This is a genomic window from Actinomycetes bacterium (assembly GCA_036000965.1).
Classification (GTDB): domain Bacteria; phylum Actinomycetota; class CALGFH01; order CALGFH01; family CALGFH01; genus DASYUT01.
In genome coordinates, this window is sequence record DASYUT010000188.1 from 1 (window position 1) to 16,205 (window position 16,205).

The following is a 16,205-nucleotide window of genomic DNA, read 5'->3' on the forward strand; positions in this document are numbered from 1 at the left end:
CGCCGATCAGGACGCCTCCAAACAGCAGCACCCAGCCCGCGGCGGCCAGGCCGGCCAGGCGCCAGGCCCGGCCGCGCCAGGACCGCCCGGCCCCGGCGGCGCGGCCGGCCCCAGCGGCGGGACTTGCCCCAGCGGCGGGACGAGAGGCAGCGGCGCCTCCGGCCCCAGCGGCGGGACCAGAGGCGGCGGCGCGACCAGCCCCAGCGGCGCGACCAGAGGCGGCGGCGCCTCCGGCCTCAGCGGCGAGACCAGAGGCAGCAGCGGGACCAGAGCCGGCGGGACCGGCCTCGGCCGCGGCCAAGGGGACAGAAGCGGAGCCGGACGGCCCGGCGGGGTCCCGGCCGTTGCGGCCCCGCCCGGCCGTGGACCCGGAACCGGACATGCGTTGTGCACCTCGCATGGGGTCTCCTTGCCGTTCGTGCGCCTGGAGGAAGGTCACGAAGATGGGTTGCTGCCCGCCGACGCCCCGGGGAAACCCCGGCGCCACTCGCGGGCGACCGCCGATGATACCGCCCGAACCGGACGGCAAGGGCCCAACCCCACCCGCCCGCCGGATGGGGAGGCCCGCCGGATGGGGAGGCCCGCCGGGACGGGGCTCGGGGACTGGTCGCCGGACCGGGGACCGGCTACGGCCGGGACACTGGGGCAGGGTCGCCGGCCCGGGCGCCGTGCACGGCCGTGGCCAGCTCACGGGTGAGCGAGCGGACGCCGTCGACGCCGGCCTCGCCGAGCCGGCGGACCAGGGCGGTGCCGACGATCACCCCGTCGGCGAAGCGGGCCACCGCGGCGGCCTGCTCGGCGTTGGACACCCCGATGCCGGCGCAGACGGCGCGGTCGGCGTGTGTGCGAACGCGGGCGACCAGCTCGTCGATGCCGGCCGCGAGGGACGCCCGCAAACCGGTGACGCCGAGGGACGCCTGTGCGTACACGAACCCGCGGCCGGCCGCGGCGACTGCCTCGAGCCGGTCGTCGGTGGAGGTCGGCGCGGCCAGGAACACCGGGGCGATCCCGGCGCGGCCGGCCGCCTCGATCCAGGGCCCAGCTTCCTCGGGTGGGAGGTCGGGCACGACCGCGCCGCACGCACCCGCCTCGGCCAGCTCGTGGGCGAAGCGCTCGGGGCCCCGGTGGGCGACCAGGTTGTAGTAGACGAGCAGCACCACGGGCGTGTCGACGCTTCTGGTCAGCTCGGCGACCATGCCGAGAACGTCGTCGAGGCGGATGCCGCGGTCGAGGGCGGTCTGCACCGCCCGCTGGATGACCGGCCCGTCGATCAGCGGATCGGAGTAGGGCGGGCCGACCTCCAGCACGTCGGCGCCGGCCTCGGCCATGGCCCGGAAGGCGGCCAGCGACCCGGGCAGGTCCGGGTAGCCGGCCACCCCGTAGGCGACCAGCGCCGCCCTGCCTTCGGCGCGGAGGCTGGCCAGGTGCGCCTCCAGCCGCTCGACCGGCGGGACGCCGTCGGACCCGCCGGCGCCGGCAGTGCCGCGGCTGGGGACGCCCGGGACGCCTGACCCGGCGAGCAGGTCCGAGGGGCCAGCCCGGGCATCTGGCCCGGGCGGCCCCGGGGTGCCTGGCCCGGATGACGCCGGGGTGCCTGGCCCGGGCGGCCCCGGGGTGCCTGGGCCACTGGTCACGGGGGCGTCAGGCATCGGCGTCCTCCAGCAGGGCGGCGACGGTGTCCACGTCCTTGTCGCCGCGGCCGGAGAGGTTGAGCACGACCACCGTGCCGGGTGCCACCTCGCCGGTCCGGGCCGCCTCGGCCAGCCAGCCGATCGCGTGTGCTGGCTCGAGGGCGGGCAGCAGCCCCTCGGTGCGGGCCAAGAGCCGGAACCCGTCCAGGGCGAGCGCGTCGCCGACCTGCCGGTAGGCGACCCGGCCGGTGTCGCGCCACCAGGCGTGCTCCGGCCCGACGCCCGGGTAGTCGAGGCCGGCCGAGATCGAGTGGGTCGGCAGCACCTGCCCGTCGGCGTCCTGCAGCAGGTAGGATCGGGCGCCGTGGAGCACGCCGGCCTGGCCGAAGTTGAGCGGGGCGCCGTTGTCGCCCGGCCCGGGGCCCCGGCCGCCCGCCTCGACGCCCACGAGCGGCACGTCGTCGTCGACGAACGGGGCGAACACGCCGGCGGCGTTGGAGCCGCCGCCGACGCAGGCGACGACCAGCCCGGGCAGCCGCCCCTCGGCATCGAGGACCTGGGCTCGGGCCTCCTCGCCGATCACCCGCTGGAACTCGCGCACCATGACCGGGAACGGGTGGGGCCCGACCACCGAGCCGATCGCGTAGTGGGTCGTGCCGACCGACTCGACCCAGTCCCGCAGCGCCTCGTTGATCGCGTCCTTCAAGGTGGCGGTGCCGGTGGCGACCGCCCGCACGTCCGTGCCCAGCATGCGCATGCGGACCACGTTGAGGCGCTGGCGGCGGGTGTCCTCCTCGCCCATGTAGACCACGCACTCCTGGCCGAGCAGGGCGGCCACGGTGGCGGTGGCCACCCCGTGCTGGCCGGCCCCGGTCTCGGCGATCACCCGCGGCTTGCCCATCCGCTTGGTGAGCAGGTGCTGGCCCAGGGAGTTGTTGAGCTTGTGGGCGCCGGTATGGAGCAGGTCCTCGCGTTTGACCCAGACCCTGAGGCCGAGCTCGGCGGAGAGGCGCCCGGCCAGGTACAGGGGGGTGGGCCGCCCGGCGTAGGTACGCCTGAGCCGGTCCAGCTCGGCCCCGAACGCCGGGTCGGCCGTGGCCTCGGCGAAGGCGGCGCTCAGCTCGTCGAGGGCGGCCATGAGCACCTCAGGGACGAAGCGACCCCCGTAGGGCCCGAAGTGGCCGCCCGGGTCGGGCGGGTGCGGGACCGCGGCCAGACCGCCTCCGCCGCCCACCCGCTCGCCCGTGGCGCCGCCCGGGCCCGGGTCCGCCGCCCCGGGCGCCTCGGCAATGGTCGTCCCGCGGACCGGCGGCGCCTCAGACATCGAGCAGGTTCCCGGAGAGGTAGTCTTCGTAGGCCTTGAGGTCGAAGTGGCCGTGGCCACAGAGGTTGAACACGATCGTCTCCTCGCGGCCCTCCTCCTTGCAGCGCAGGGCCTCGTCGATGACGGCGCGGATGGCATGCGCGGGCTCTGGCGCTGGCAGCACGCCCTCGGTGCGGGCGAACTGCACCGCCGCGTCGAACACCTTGGACTGCGGGTAGGCGACCGCCTCGACGTGGCCCTCCTTGGCGAGCAGGGACACGATCGGCGAGTCGCCGTGGTAGCGCAGGCCGCCGGCGTGGATCGGAGCCGGGATGAAGTCGGCGCCCAGGGTGTACATGGGCATGAGCGGGGTCATGCCGGCCTGGTCGCCGCGGTCGTACTCGAAGCGGCCCTTGGTGAGGGTGGGCGCCGCGGTCGGCTCGGCCGCGACCACCCGGACGTCGGACTTCCCAGCCAGCTTGTCGGCCAGGATCGGGAAGGTGAAGCCGCCGAAGTTCGATCCGCCGCCGACGCAGGCCACGAGCACGTCGGGCTCGACGCCGACCCGCGCGAGCTGGGCCTTGAGCTCCAGCCCGATCACGGTCTGGTGGAGCAGGACGTGGTTGAGCACACTGCCGAGCGCGTAGTGGGTGTCGTCGGACTGGGCGGCCACCTCGACCGCCTCTGAGATCGCGATGCCGAGGGAGCCGGGTGAGTCCGGGTCCTCGGCGAGCACGGCCCGGCCGGCGCTGGTCTCGTCCGACGGCGAGGGGACGACCGAGGCGCCCCACGTCTCCATGATCGAGCGCCGGTAGGGCTTGCCGTCGTAGGAGGCCCGCACCATGTAGACCTTGCACTCCAGCCCGAACCGGGCACAGGCGAACGCGAGGGCGCTGCCCCACTGCCCGGCCCCGGTCTCGGTGGTCAGGCGCCGGATGCCCGCCTGGGCGTTGTAGTAGGCCTGGGGCACGGCGGTGTTCGGCTTGTGGGAGCCGGCCGGCGAGCCGCCCTCGTACTTGTAGTAGATCCGGGCCGGGGTCCCGAGGGCCTGTTCGAGGTCGAGGGCGCGGATCAGCGGGGTGGGCCGCCACAGCCGGTAGGCGTCGATGACCGGGCCCGGGATGTCGACCCACGGGTCGGTCGAGACCTCCTGCATGATCAGGTCCATCGGGAACAGCGGGGTGAGCGCGTCCGGCCCGACCGGTTCCCGGGTCTGCGGGTGCAGGTAGGGGCCGGGCTTGGTGGGCAGCGCCGGCATGACGTTGAACCACGCGGTCGGGATCTCGTCCTCGCTGAGCAGGATCTTCCTCGGCTCTGCCATGTTTCCTCCCTCTCGTCGCCGGGGCTACCGCTCCGCTGCCTGAGCCCCTGGACCCGTTGTCGTTACCGGAGGCTGCCGCTCCGCTGGCCGAGCAGGACGGCGAGCAGCTCCTCGGGGTCGTCGGAGCGGACCAGCGACTCCCCCACCAGCACGGCGTCGGCACCGGCGGCGGCCGCCGCCTCGACCTGGGCCCGGGTGGAGATCCCGCTCTCGGCGACCACGGTGGCCCCAGCGGGCAGGGCTTCCCGGATCTGGACGAAACGGCCCAGGTCGACCTCGAGGGTGGCCAGGTCGCGCGCGTTCACGCCGACCAGGGCGGCTCCAGCCAGCTCGGCCACGGCCGCCTCCTCGCGGGTGTGGACCTCCACGAGCGCGTCCAGGCCAGCCGCCCTGGCCTCGTCGAGCAGGTCGACGAGCAGGGCCGGCTCGAGCGCGGCCACGATCAGGAGCACGGCGTCGGCCCCCCAGGCGTGGGCCTCCCAGACCTGGTAGGGGGTGGTGACGAAGTCCTTGCGGAGCACGGGCAGGTCCACGGCGGCCCGCACCGCCATGAGGTCCTCGGGGCTGCCCGCGAAGTGGACCGGCTCGGTGAGCACGCTGACCGCGGCCGCGCCCCCACGCTCGTAGGCCCCGGCCAGCGCGGCCGGGTCGAGGTTGGCCCGGATGTCGCCCCTGGAGGGCGAGCGCCGCTTCACCTCGGCGACCACCGCCGTCCCGGGGCGGGCCAGGGCCGCGCGCAGGCCGCGGGCGGGCGGCGCGGCCGCGGCACTGGCCCGCAGCTCGCCGAGGGGCAGCCCGGCGGCGCGGCGCTCGCTGGCCGCGCGCGTGTCGGCGACCGCGCGGGCCAGGAACGGGGTGGCAGGTGAGGACGGCACGCGGGAATTGTAGCCGGGGTGACCGGTCAGCTTCGGTCAGGGGTGGCGGGGAGGTCCACCCGGGCCGGGCCCCAGGTGGCCGCGCCGCGGGGGGCGGGCAGAAGGAGCCGGAAGACGGTGCCGCCGCCGCGAGCCTCCTCGGCCCGGATCGCGATGCCCATCGCGTCGCAGAGCGCCTTGACGATGGCCAGGCCCAGCCCCGACCCGACCGTGCGGGTGCCCCGGTAGCGGGACCACAGGTAGCCGCGGTCGAACGCGCGCGGCAGGTCCTCGGCGGCGATGCCGGGGCCCCGGTCGACCACCGCCGCCTCGACCTGGCCGCCGGGCAGGGAGCGGGCCATCACCACGACCGGCTGGCCGGCCGGGCTGGACCGGGTCGCGTTGTCGAGCAGGTTGTCGAGCACCTGGCGCAGCCGGCCGGGGTCGACGTGGGCGTCCAGCGGCCCCTCGAGGAGCTGCTGGACGGGCACGCCGGCCCGCGCGGCCCGGTCGGCGGCAGCACCGGCCGCCTCGTGCAGGACCGCGGCCACGTCGGCGTCGACGAGCGCGACGGCGAACTGGCCCCGCCCGAGCCGGGCCAGGTCGAGCAGGTCCTGGACGAGCCGGGCCAGGCGGAGCGTCTCGGCGTGGATGCGCTCGAGGCCTTGCCGCCGCGCCTGCGGGGTGTCGGCGGTGCCGTCCAGGAGCGCCTCGGTCCAGCCCTGCACGGTGGTGAGCGGCGTCTTCAGCTCGTGCCCGACGCTGGCCAGGAACGCCTTCTGCTCGGCCTGCTCGTGCTCGAGGGCGGCCGCCATGTCGTCGAAGGCCACGGCCAGCTCGGCCAGCTCGGCCACGTCCTCGTCGCCGCCGGGGCCGACCCGGGTGGAGAGGTCGCCGGCGCCGAGCCGGCGCGCGGCCGCGACCAGCCGCGCCAGCGGCGCGGTGAGCCGGTCGGCCACGAGCCAGGCCACGCCAGCGGCCACGGCGACCGCGAGCAGCGCGGCGAGCAGCAGGCGCCGGCCGATCAGGCCGACCAGGCCGGAGCCGAGCGCGGTGGTGCGGTGGACCAGCAGCACTCCGGCGGCGGAGCGGAGGCCGGGCCGGGGCACGGGGGCGAGCGCGTAGGCGATGCCGTCCCGCACCCCGGTCACGGTCGCGCCGGCGGCCAGGTCGGTGCCGCGCACGCCGGCGGGCGCAGGGACCTGCGGCCAGCCGGGCCGGCGGCGGCCGAGGCCCGCGCAGCCTGGGCGGCGGGTGGCGCCGTCCGCGCCGACCAGGTACAGCTCGGTTCCGACGGGCTGGAGCGCGGCCGCGGCCAGGCACGGCTCGAACCCGCGGGGGTTGCCCGTGATCGCCTCGGCCTGGTCGGCGAGCTGCTGCTCGAGCCCTCGGGCGGGCACCAGGCGGACGAGCGAGAGGGTGATCACGCCGATCAGCACGGCGACCCCGGCCACCACGGCCACGAACGACCACACCAGCCGGGCCCGGAACGACCCCCGGGCGCCCGCCCGGGACGGCCCCCCGCCGGCCCACACCGGATCCCCGGTGCCGCCCGCCCGCCAGCCTGGCGCACCGCCCGCCCACCCCGGGTCCTCTGGGCCGCCCTCGCTGTAGCCTGGCGCGGCACCCGCCCGGCCCGGGCCGCCGGGTGCGCCTGCCCGGCCCGGGCCGCCGGGTGCGCCCGCCAGCCAGCCAGGCGCCCCACCCGCCCAGCCCGGGCCTTCGGGTGCGCCCGCCGGTCTCATGGCCGGTCGTCGGCCTTGTAGCCGACGCCCCGGATGGTGCGGATGGGCGCGCGCTCGCCGAGCTTGGCCCGGAGCTGCCGGATGTGGACGTCGACGGTGCGGGTGTCGGCCGGGAACGCGTACCCCCAGACCCGCTCGAGGATCTGGTCGCGGGTGAGCACGAAGCCGCGGTTGCGCACGAGGTAGCAGAGCAGCTCGAACTCGCGGGCGGTGAGGCCGACGGGCCGGCCCTCGAAGGTGACCTCGTGGCGGGCGGGGTCGACGGTGAGGTCGCCCAGGTGCAGGGCGGGCTCGGGCCCGTCCCCGGGCTCGGTCTCGGTCCGCCGCAGCACCGCCTTGACCCGGGCGACCAGCTCGCGGGGCGAGAACGGCTTGGTCACGTAGTCGTCGGCCCCGAGCTCGAGGCCGAGGACCCGGTCGGCCTCCTCCTCGCGGGCGGTGACCATGATGATCGGCACGCGGCCGCCGCCGGCCCGCAGCGCCCGGGTCACCTCGAAGCCGTCCAGGCCGGGCAGCATCAGGTCGAGCACGACGAGCCGGGGCCGCTCGCTCTCGACCGCGGCCAGCCCGGAGCCGCCGTCGGTGCGCCACACCACCCGGAACCCCTCCCGTTCCAGGTAGAGGCGGACGAGTTGGGCGATCGAGGCCTCGTCCTCCACGACCAGGACGGTGCCCTTGCCGTCACGGTGCTTGGCCTGGTCCACCGGCCTTCCTCTCTTGGTTCCCTCGCGCTGCAAGTCTCGCCCGGCCAGGTTCGGGGCAACGTCGACCCGATGTTCGAGGCAGGTGAAGCCGCTGGTCAGTCTCCCTCCCAGGGCGGCTCGCCCTCGGCCTCGACCACGGCCGGCCGGTCGGGCGGGGCACGGAAGGCGGCGCCCATCGCGGGCCACCCCGGACCGCGGCGGGCGACCTCGAGCCCGCAGGCAGCCACGAGCAGCCCGCCGGTCACGGCCAGGGCCGGCCCGACCTGGGAGGTCGTGACCCGGGAGGTCGTGACCTGGGCCGCACCCGGGGTGACGCCCTCGAGCTCCCCGCGCCGCAGCCGCTCCCCCGCCTCCGCGCCGGCCCGGCCGGCCCAGGTCAGGGCTTGGGCGGCGAGCACGACCCCGACCACGACCAGCCCGGCACCGACCGCCCAGCGGCCCCGGCCCCGCGTGAACGCCACGCCGAGCACGAGCACGAGCGCGAGCAGGGCGAGCGCGGACAGCGGAGCGAGGTCGTTGCCGGTGAGCCGGGCCCCGCCGAAGCGGCCGGCGCCGAGGCCGGGCAGGTCGACCGCGCCCGACACGGTGGCCCAGGGCCGGCCCGCGCCCACGACCGTGAGGACGACCCCGGTCGCGACGGCGAGCAGGGTCGCCCGCAGCGAAGCGCGCGCGCTAATGGCGGCCCCCGAGCGCCTCGGCGGCGGCGACCGCGGCCAGCAGCGCGCGCGCCTTCGCCTCGGTCTCGCGCTCCTCCCGCTCGGGGACCGAGTCGGCCACCACCCCCGCCCCGGCCTGGCAGTAGGCGACGTCGCCGACGAACACGCAGGTCCGGATGGTGATGCAGGTGTCGAGGTTGCCCGAGAAGTCGAAGTAGCCGACGCAGCCGGCGTAGGGGCCGCGCCGGTGGCGCTCGAGCGCGTCGATGATCTCCATGGCCCGGACCTTCGGCGACCCGGACACCGTGCCGGCCGGGAAGGCGGCCGCGAGCACGTCGAACGCGGACACCCCGTCGGCCAGCTCGCCGACCACGTCGGAGACCAGGTGCATGACGTGGGAGTAGCGCTCGACCCGCATGAGGTCGGCCACCCGGACGGTGCCCGGCCGGCAGACCCGGCCGAGGTCGTTGCGGGCCAGGTCGACGAGCATGACGTGCTCGGCCCGCTCCTTGTCGTCGGCCCGCAACTCGGCTTCGAGGGCGTCGTCCACGGCCGGGTCGGCGCCCCGGGGCCGGGTGCCCGCGATCGGCCGCATGGTGGCCGAGCGGCCCTGCACGGTGACCAGCACCTCGGGCGAGGAGCCGGCGATCGTGACCCCGGGCAGCCGCAGGAAGTACATGTAGGGCGACGGGTTCACCACCCGGAGCACGCGGTAGACGTCGAGCGGGTCGGCGGTGGTGGGCACCGAGAAGCGCTGCGACGGCACGACTTGGAAGACGTCGCCGGCCCGGATGTGCTCCTTGGCGGTCTCGACCATCTCCTGGTAGCGGCCGGGCGGCAGGTCGCTCTCGGCCGCGGCCGGCGGGCCGGCCGCGGGCAGCGGGGTGGCCGGCGCCGGGGTGGCGACCGAGAGCCGGTCGGCCAGGTCGTCCAGGCGCCGTGCCGCCTCCAGGTAGGCCTCGCCCGGGTCGCGCGAGGCGTCGGTGACCGTGTTGGCGACGAGCACGAGCCGCTGGCCGAGATGGTCGAAGACCACCACCGAGCGCGGGAACACGAGCACCCCGTCCGGGAGCCCCAGGTCGTCCTCGGTCCCGTCGGGCAGGCGCTCCAGCTCGCGCACGATGTCGTAGGCGAGGTAGCCGACCGCGCCGACGAACAGCGGCGGCAGGCCGGGCAGGGAGGGCGAGCGGAGGTGCTCGAGGGCGGCGCGCAGCACGGCCAGGGGCGGGCCGTCCGGCAGCCCGGACGGCGGCGCCCCGGTCCAGGCCGCCCGCCCGTCCTGGACCGTGAACGTGGCGAACGGGTCGGTGCCGATGAACGAGTACCGGCCCCAGCGCTCCCCGTGCTCGACGCTCTCGAGCAGGACCGAGCCGTCGGCGTCGCCCAGCTTGCGGAAGGCGCCGACCGGCGTCTCGAGGTCGCCGAGCAGCTCGCGCCAGACCGGCACCACCGAGTAGGACGCGGCCAGCCGGGTGAACTCGTCGAGCGACGGCCGCAGGTCACCGGCGAGCGGGTGCCGGATCATGCCGGCGCCCTCTTCATGGAGTCGCCAGGCACCCCAGGCGCCATGGAATCGCCAGGCACCATGGGCGCCATCGAGCCTGAGTCGCCGGGCACCATGGAGTCGCCAGGCGCCCCGGGCGCCATCGAGCCTGAGTCGCCGGGCACCATGGAGTCGCCGGGCACGGCCGGCAGCGGCGCGCTGAAGGCCGGCAGCGGGGTGCTGAAGCAGCTGCGGGTGCCGGTGTGGCAGGCCGCGCCGACCTGCTCGACCCGGACCAGCAGGGTGTCGCGGTCGCAGTCGGCGGCCACCGAGCGGACGTACTGCCGGTGGCCCGAGGTCTCGCCCTTCTGCCAGTGCTCCCGCCGGGAGCGGCTCCAGAACCAGGTCCGCCCGGTGGCCAGCGTGCGGCGCACGGCCTCGGCGTCCATCCAGGCGACCATCAGCACGGTCCCGTCGGCGTCGTCCTGGACCACCGCGGGAACCAGGCCCTGGGCGTCGAAGCGCAGGCCGGAGATGGCATCGGGCAGGTCGTCGGGCACGGGTGCTCCTCGGGACGGGGCAGGGAGGCGGCGCCTCCGGGGTCGGACAGCCGGGTCCATGCTACGGCGTGGCGGCGGATCTCACGTGCCGGCCGTGTCCAGGGTGTAGTCGCGGCTGGCTGGGTACGAGACACTGGGAAGCGTGCCTCGCATCGACACCGAGCGCCGAGAACGACCCTGGGCACGGAGCGACACCCGGAGGACTCATGGCGACGAAACCCGAGCAGGCCAAGGCGGAAATCCTCGACAGGATCGTCGCGACCGTCCACGAGCGGGTGCCGCCCGAGGAGGCGGCCCAGGTCGAGGCGTTCGCGCGCCGCTACTACAGCCGGGTCGACCCCGAGGACCTGGCCGAGCACGACCTCCCCGACCTGTATGGCGCGGTGCTTGCCCACTGGACCTTCACCCGCCAGCGCACGCCCGGGACCACCAAGGTCCGTATCTACAGCCCCCGGTTCGAGGAGCACGGCTGGCGCTCGGTCCACACGATCGTGGAGGTCGTCACCGACGACATGCCGTTCCTGGTCGACTCGGTGACGATCGAGCTGAACCGGCACGGGCTCACCATCCACCTGCCGATCCACCCGGTGCTGGCCGTGCGCCGCGACGCCGAGGGCAACCTGCTCGAGGTGCTGCCCGACGGCAGCGAGGCCGACGACGCCATCCAGGAGTCGATCCTGCACATGCAGATCGACCGCCTGACCGAGCCGGAGGTGCTGGAGGACCTGCGGGAGGGGCTCGAGCGGGTCCTCGCCGACGTCCGCGCGGCGGTCGAGGACTGGCCGAAGATGCGCGAGCGGGTCGCCGACGTGCTGGCGGAGTACACCGAGCGCCCGCCAGCGATCGACCAGGCGGCGGTGGAGGACACGCGGGCGCTGCTCGAGTGGATCGCCGACAACCACTTCGCCTTCCTCGGCTACCGCCAGTACGACCTGGTCACGCTGGACGGCGAGGACACGCTGCGGTCCGTGCCAGGCACCGGCCTCGGCATCCTGCGCGACCAGGGCCAGCCCCCGGTGTCGGTCAGCTTCGCCAAGCTGCCGCCCGAGGTGCGCAAGCTCGCCCGGGCCAGGCACCCGCTGGTGCTCACCAAGGCGAACTCGCGCGCCACCGTGCACCGGCCGTCCTACCTCGACTACGTCGGGGTCAAGCGCTTCGACGAGGACGGGCAGGTCGTCGGCGAGTGGCGCTTCCTCGGCTTGTACACCTCGGCAGCCTACAACCGGAACCCGCGCGACATCCCGGTCCTGCGCCGCAAGGTCGAGGGCGTGCTCGAGCAGGCTGCCTTCCCGCCCGGCAGCCACGACGAGAAGGCGCTCATCAACATCCTCGAGACGTTCCCTCGCGACGAGCTGTTCCAGATCTCCGAGGACACGCTGTTCGAGGTCGCCATGGGCATCCTGCGGCTCGAGGAGCGCCGCCGCGTCCGCCTGTTCCTGTGGCGCGACGCCTACGGGCGCTTCCTGTCCTGCCTGATCTACGTGCCCCGCGACCGCTACAACACCGAGGTCCGCATGCGGATCGAGCGGGTGCTGCAGCGCGCCTTCCAGGGCGCGACCCTGGACGACTTCGCGGTCCAGCTGTCGGAGTCGGTGCTCGCGCGGCTGCAGTTCATCATCCGCATCCCCCCCGGCGAGCTGCCCGACTACGACGTCCGCGACATCGAGCGGCAGCTGGTGGAGGCGACCCGCTCGTGGCGCGACGAGCTGCACGACTACCTGCTCGAGCAGCACGGCGAGGAGGTCGGCAACCAGCTCACCAGCCGCTACGCGGACGCGTTCCCGGCCGCCTACCGGGAGCAGTTCCTGGCCCGCAACGCGGTCTACGACATCCGGCACATGGAGGAGCTGGACGACCGCGGCGGCATCGACATGAGCCTGTACCGGCCGCTGGAGGCACTCCCCGGGCAGCTCCGGCTCAAGCTGTTCTGGTCGGCGCACCCGCTGCCGCTGTCGGACGCCGTGCCGATGCTCGAGGACATGGGCGTGGAGGTCGTGGAGGAACGGCCCTACGAGATCCGGATGCCCGGCCGGCCTCCGGTCTGGATCCACGACTTCGGCTTGCTCCACCCTGGCGGGGAGGTCGACCTGCACCAGGTGCGCGACCTGTTCCAGGACGCGTTCGCGCGGATCCTGCGCGGGGAGGTCGAGAGCGACGGCTTCAACCGGCTGGCGCTCGCGGCCCGGCTCACCTGGCAGCAGATCGTGGTGCTGCGCGCCTACTGCAAGTATCTGCGCCAGACCAGGCTCACCTTCAGCCAGGACTACATGGAGGAGACCCTGGCCGGCAACCCGGGGGTCGCGCGCCTGCTGGTGGAGCTGTTCGAGGCCCGCCTGGACCCGGCCAGGGCGGGCGACGGCGGGCAGCCGGCCAGCACCGCGGAGCGGCTCCGCGACCAGGTCGAGGTGGCCATCGACAAGGTCGCCAACCTCGACGAGGACCGCATCCTGCGCAGCTTCCTCAGCATGATCGAGGCGACCCTGCGGACCAACTACTACCAGACCGGGGCGGACCGGCAGCGCAAGCCGTACCTGTCGTTCAAGCTCGACCCGGCCAAGTGCCCGGCCCTGCCCGCGCCCCGCCCGATGTTCGAGATCTTCGTGTACTCGCCCCGGACCGAGGGGGTCCATCTGCGCGGTGGCCGCGTGGCGCGGGGCGGGATCCGCTGGTCGGACCGGCGGGAGGACTTCCGCACCGAGATCCTCGGGCTCATGAAGGCCCAGATGGTGAAGAACGCGGTGATCGTGCCGGTCGGCGCCAAGGGCGGCTTCGTGGTCAAGCGCCCGCCCGCCGAGCGGAGCCGCGAGGCCCTGGCCGAGGAGGTCGTGGCCTGCTACTCGACCCTGATCCGGGGCATGCTCGACCTGACCGACAACCGCGTGGACGGCGAGGTGGCGCCCCCGGCCGACACCGTCCGCCACGACGGCGACGACCCCTACCTGGTGGTCGCGGCCGACAAGGGCACGGCCACGTTCTCCGACATCGCCAACTCGATCGCCCGCGAGTACGGGTTCTGGCTCGACGACGCGTTCGCGTCGGGCGGGTCGGCCGGGTATGACCACAAGAAGATGGGCATCACCGCCCGGGGCGCCTGGGAGTCGGTCAAGCGGCTCTTCCGGGAGCTGGGCGTGGACACCCAGACGACCGACTTCACGGTGGTCGGCGTCGGCGACATGTCGGGCGACGTGTTCGGCAACGGGATGCTGCTCTCCCGCCACATCAAGCTGGTCGGCGCGTTCAACCACCAGCACATCCTGGTCGACCCGGACCCCGACCCGGAGGCGAGCTTCGCCGAGCGGCAGCGCCTGTTCGGGCTGCCCCGCTCGTCGTGGGCCGACTACGACGAGAAGGCGCTCTCGGCCGGCGGCGGGGTGTTCCCGCGCACGGCCAAATCGATCCCGCTGTCGCCCGAGGCGAGGCAGGCCCTTGGCGTGGACGCGGAGGCGCTGCCCCCCAACGAGCTGATCCAGGCACTGCTCAAGGCGCCCGTGGACGTGCTCTGGAACGGCGGCATCGGCACCTACGTGAAGGCGTCCAGGGAGAGCCACGGCGATGTCGGCGACCGCACCAACGACGGCGTGCGGGTCGACGGCAAGGAGCTGCGCAGCAAGGTGGTTGGCGAGGGCGGCAACCTCGGGCTCACCCAGCTCGGCCGGATCGAGTACGCGCTCGCCGGGGGCCGCATCAACACCGACTTCATCGACAACTCCGGCGGGGTGGACTGCTCCGACCACGAGGTCAACATCAAGATCCTGCTGAACTCGGTGGTGGCCGCCGGCGACATGACCCGCAAGCAGCGCGACGAGCTGCTCGCGGCGATGACCGACGACGTGGCCGAGAGCGTGCTGCTGGACAACTACCGGCAGGCCCAGGCGATCAGCCTCACCGAGGCGCAGGCGCCCGCCCTGCTCGACGAGCAGGCCCGCATGATGCGGGCGCTCGAGCGGGCCGGCAAGCTCGACCGGCAGCTCGAGTTCCTGCCCGACCGCGAGGGGCTGGCGGAGCGGCGGGCCGCCGGGCTCGGGCTCACCCGCCCCGAGCTGGCCGTGCTGCTCGCCTACAGCAAGGTGACCCTCGAGGACGAGCTGGTCGCCTCGGACCTTTCGGAGGACCCCTACCTTGCCAACGACCTGGAGCGCTACCTGCCCCCGACTCTCCGGGAGCGGTTCCCCGAGCAGATCCGCAGCCACCCGCTGCGCCGGGAGATCATCACCACCTACGTCATCAACAGCATGGTGAACCGGGCCGGCCCCACCTTCGCGCACCGGCTCCAGGAGGAGACGGGCGTGGACGCGCCCGACATCGCCCGTGCCTACACGGTGGCCCGGGAGGTGTTCGACATGCGCCGGCTCTGGAAGGAGATGGGCCAGCTCGACAACAAGGTCGAGTCGAGCGTGCAGAACGAATTGATGATCGAGGGCAAGCGGCTGCTGGAGCGGGCCGCCCTGTGGTTCCTGCGCAACCGGCGCCAGCCGCTCGACATCGCGGCCACCGTGGCCCAGTTCGAGCCCGGGGTTCGGGTGATGGCCGACCAGCTCCCCCACCTGCTGGCAAAGGCCGACCTGGACAGGGTCGTGGAGGCGGCCGAGCGGTTCGCCGGCCAGGGCGTGCCCGAGGAGCTGGCGGCCAGGGTGGCGAGCCTGGACGCGCTGTTCTCCGGTCTCAACGTCATCGACGTGGCCAGCGCGAGCGGCGAGCCGGTGGAGGCGGTGGCCGGGGTCTGGTTCGCGCTCGGGGCCAGGCTCGACCTGCACTGGCTGCGCGACCAGATCGCCAGGCTCCCGGCCGAGACCCGCTGGCAGGCGCTTGCCAAGGGCGCGCTCCGCGACGACCTGTACTCCGAGCAGCAGGACCTGACCGGGCAGGTGCTGCGGCTGGGCAGCCACCTGGGTGACGCCGAGGCGCGGATCGACGCCTGGCTGGACGAGAACCGCTCGTCGGTGGCACGCAGCCAAGAGCTGCTGGAGGACCTGCGGGAGGCCGAGTCGCTCGACGTCGCGATGCTGTCGGTCGCGCTGCGCGAGATCCGCAACCTGAACCAGACCAGCGCCGCCGAGGCGGCCGCCGCGACCGCGTCCCGGAGCGGCTGACCGGCCCGTCGCGGAGCGCAGCTGGCGCCTCGGGATGGTCAGGACCGGACGGGCAGCCCGGCCCCGGCCAGGCCGCGCTTGACGTCGGCAACCGAGAGCTGGCCGAAGTGGAACACGCTGGCTGCGAGCACGGCGTCCGCACCGGCCAGGCAGGCGTCCACGAAGTGGCTGACGTCGCCGGCGCCGCCGCTGGCGATCACCGGCAGGTCGACCGCGGCGGTCATCGCGCGGACCAGGTCCAGGTCGTAGCCGGTCTTCTGCCCGTCGGCGTCCATGCTGGTCACCAGCAGCTCGCCGGCGCCCCGGGCCGCGCCCTCCTCGGCCCAGGCCAGGGCGTCCCGGCCGGTCGGGGTACGGCCGCCGTCGACCACCACCTCCCAGCCGCGGCCGTCTGGGCGGCGCCTGGCGTCGATGGCCAGCACCATGCACTGCACCCCGTAGGTGTCGGCACCTGCCGACAGCAGGTCGGGGTCGCGCACGGCGGCCGAGTTGACCGAGACCTTGTCCGCGCCGGCCCGCAGCAGCGCCCGCACGTCGGCCGGGGTGCGGACCCCGCCGCCGACCGTGAGCGGGATGAAGACCTGCTCGGCGGTGCGCCCGACCGCGTCAAACAGGGTCGTGCGGGCCTCGACGGTGGCGGTGATGTCGAGGAAGACCAGCTCGTCGGCGCCCTGGGCGTCGTAGACAGCGGCCAGCGCGGCCGGGTCGCCGGCGTCGACCAGGTTCACGAACGAGACGCCCTTGACCACCCGCCCGGCGGTCACGTCCAGGCACGGGATCACCCGCCGGGCCAGGGTCATCAGCGTGCCATCGGCCAGCGGGAGCCCGCCCGCGCGTCCGTTGCCCGGCGCCGGCACC

At 74.7% G+C, this 16,205-nt stretch carries 11 protein-coding genes; 1 reads left to right on the plus strand and 10 read right to left on the minus strand.

All coding sequences use genetic code 11. From position 1 onward, the window contains the following. Positions 1-626: 626 nt before the first annotated feature. The 9 genes from trpA to hisI form a co-directional block, all read right to left on the minus strand. Positions 627-1,649, minus strand: a complete 1,023-nt coding sequence (trpA, locus tag VG276_17470; protein ID HEV8651121.1) for a tryptophan synthase subunit alpha — start codon at positions 1,647-1,649, stop codon at positions 627-629. Continuing rightward, positions 1,642-2,955 (minus strand): tryptophan synthase subunit beta, encoded by a 1,314-nt coding sequence (gene trpB / locus VG276_17475; GenBank protein HEV8651122.1) that lies wholly within the window; start codon positions 2,953-2,955, stop codon positions 1,642-1,644. Before trpB ends, trpA begins: the two co-directional genes overlap by 8 nt. Next, positions 2,948-4,255: a TrpB-like pyridoxal phosphate-dependent enzyme gene (locus VG276_17480; GenBank protein HEV8651123.1), complete on the minus strand. Its 1,308-nt coding sequence runs from the start codon at positions 4,253-4,255 to the stop codon at positions 2,948-2,950. Before VG276_17480 ends, trpB begins: the two co-directional genes overlap by 8 nt. Positions 4,256-4,317: 62 nt before the next feature. Then, positions 4,318-5,130: an indole-3-glycerol phosphate synthase TrpC gene (gene trpC / locus VG276_17485; protein HEV8651124.1), complete on the minus strand. Its 813-nt coding sequence runs from the start codon at positions 5,128-5,130 to the stop codon at positions 4,318-4,320. 26 nt (positions 5,131-5,156) lie between these two features. After that, positions 5,157-6,854: a HAMP domain-containing sensor histidine kinase gene (locus VG276_17490; protein ID HEV8651125.1), complete on the minus strand. Its 1,698-nt coding sequence runs from the start codon at positions 6,852-6,854 to the stop codon at positions 5,157-5,159. Beyond that, positions 6,851-7,558, minus strand: coding sequence for a response regulator transcription factor (locus VG276_17495; GenBank protein ID HEV8651126.1), 708 nt, complete (start codon positions 7,556-7,558; stop codon positions 6,851-6,853). The genes VG276_17490 and VG276_17495 overlap by 4 nt, the downstream gene beginning before the upstream one ends. Positions 7,559-7,653: 95 nt before the next feature. Continuing rightward, on the minus strand, positions 7,654-8,235 hold the full coding sequence (locus VG276_17500) for a Trp biosynthesis-associated membrane protein (GenBank protein HEV8651127.1): 582 nt from the start codon (positions 8,233-8,235) through the stop codon (positions 7,654-7,656). Next, a complete protein-coding gene (gene trpE, locus VG276_17505) occupies positions 8,231-9,739 on the minus strand; it encodes an anthranilate synthase component I (protein HEV8651128.1) in 1,509 nt (502 codons plus the stop codon). Before trpE ends, VG276_17500 begins: the two co-directional genes overlap by 5 nt. Next, complete coding sequence (gene hisI, locus VG276_17510; GenBank protein HEV8651129.1) at positions 9,736-10,317, minus strand: phosphoribosyl-AMP cyclohydrolase; 582 nt, start codon at positions 10,315-10,317, stop codon at positions 9,736-9,738. The genes trpE and hisI overlap by 4 nt, the downstream gene beginning before the upstream one ends. Before the next feature lie 146 nt (positions 10,318-10,463). Here hisI and VG276_17515 point away from each other — a divergent pair, with 146 nt between their 5' ends. After that, the gene (locus VG276_17515; protein ID HEV8651130.1) at positions 10,464-15,347 is read left to right on the plus strand and encodes an NAD-glutamate dehydrogenase; all 4,884 of its coding nucleotides are present in this window, start codon (positions 10,464-10,466) and stop codon (positions 15,345-15,347) included. A 38-nt stretch (positions 15,348-15,385) separates the two neighbouring features. Here VG276_17515 and hisF read toward each other — a convergent pair whose 3' ends face one another. Further along, positions 15,386-16,147 carry an imidazole glycerol phosphate synthase subunit HisF gene (gene hisF, locus VG276_17520; GenBank protein ID HEV8651131.1) on the minus strand — a complete coding sequence of 254 codons (762 nt, stop codon included), beginning with the start codon at positions 16,145-16,147 and terminating at the stop codon, positions 15,386-15,388. Positions 16,148-16,205 lie beyond the last annotated feature (58 nt).

Coding starts and splice junctions, on each gene's coding strand:
- trpA (HEV8651121.1), bottom strand. CDS start 1,649: ATGCCTGACGCCCCCGTGACCAGTGGCCCAGGCACCCCGGGGCCGCCC.
- trpB (HEV8651122.1), bottom strand. CDS start 2,955: ATGTCTGAGGCGCCGCCGGTCCGCGGGACGACCATTGCCGAGGCGCCC.
- VG276_17480 (HEV8651123.1), bottom strand. CDS start 4,255: ATGGCAGAGCCGAGGAAGATCCTGCTCAGCGAGGACGAGATCCCGACC.
- VG276_17490 (HEV8651125.1), bottom strand. CDS start 6,854: ATGAGACCGGCGGGCGCACCCGAAGGCCCGGGCTGGGCGGGTGGGGCG.
- trpE (HEV8651128.1), bottom strand. CDS start 9,739: ATGATCCGGCACCCGCTCGCCGGTGACCTGCGGCCGTCGCTCGACGAG.
- hisI (HEV8651129.1), bottom strand. CDS start 10,317: ATGGACCCGGCTGTCCGACCCCGGAGGCGCCGCCTCCCTGCCCCGTCC.
- VG276_17515 (HEV8651130.1), top strand. CDS start 10,464: ATGGCGACGAAACCCGAGCAGGCCAAGGCGGAAATCCTCGACAGGATC.
- hisF (HEV8651131.1), bottom strand. CDS start 16,147: ATGACCCTGGCCCGGCGGGTGATCCCGTGCCTGGACGTGACCGCCGGG.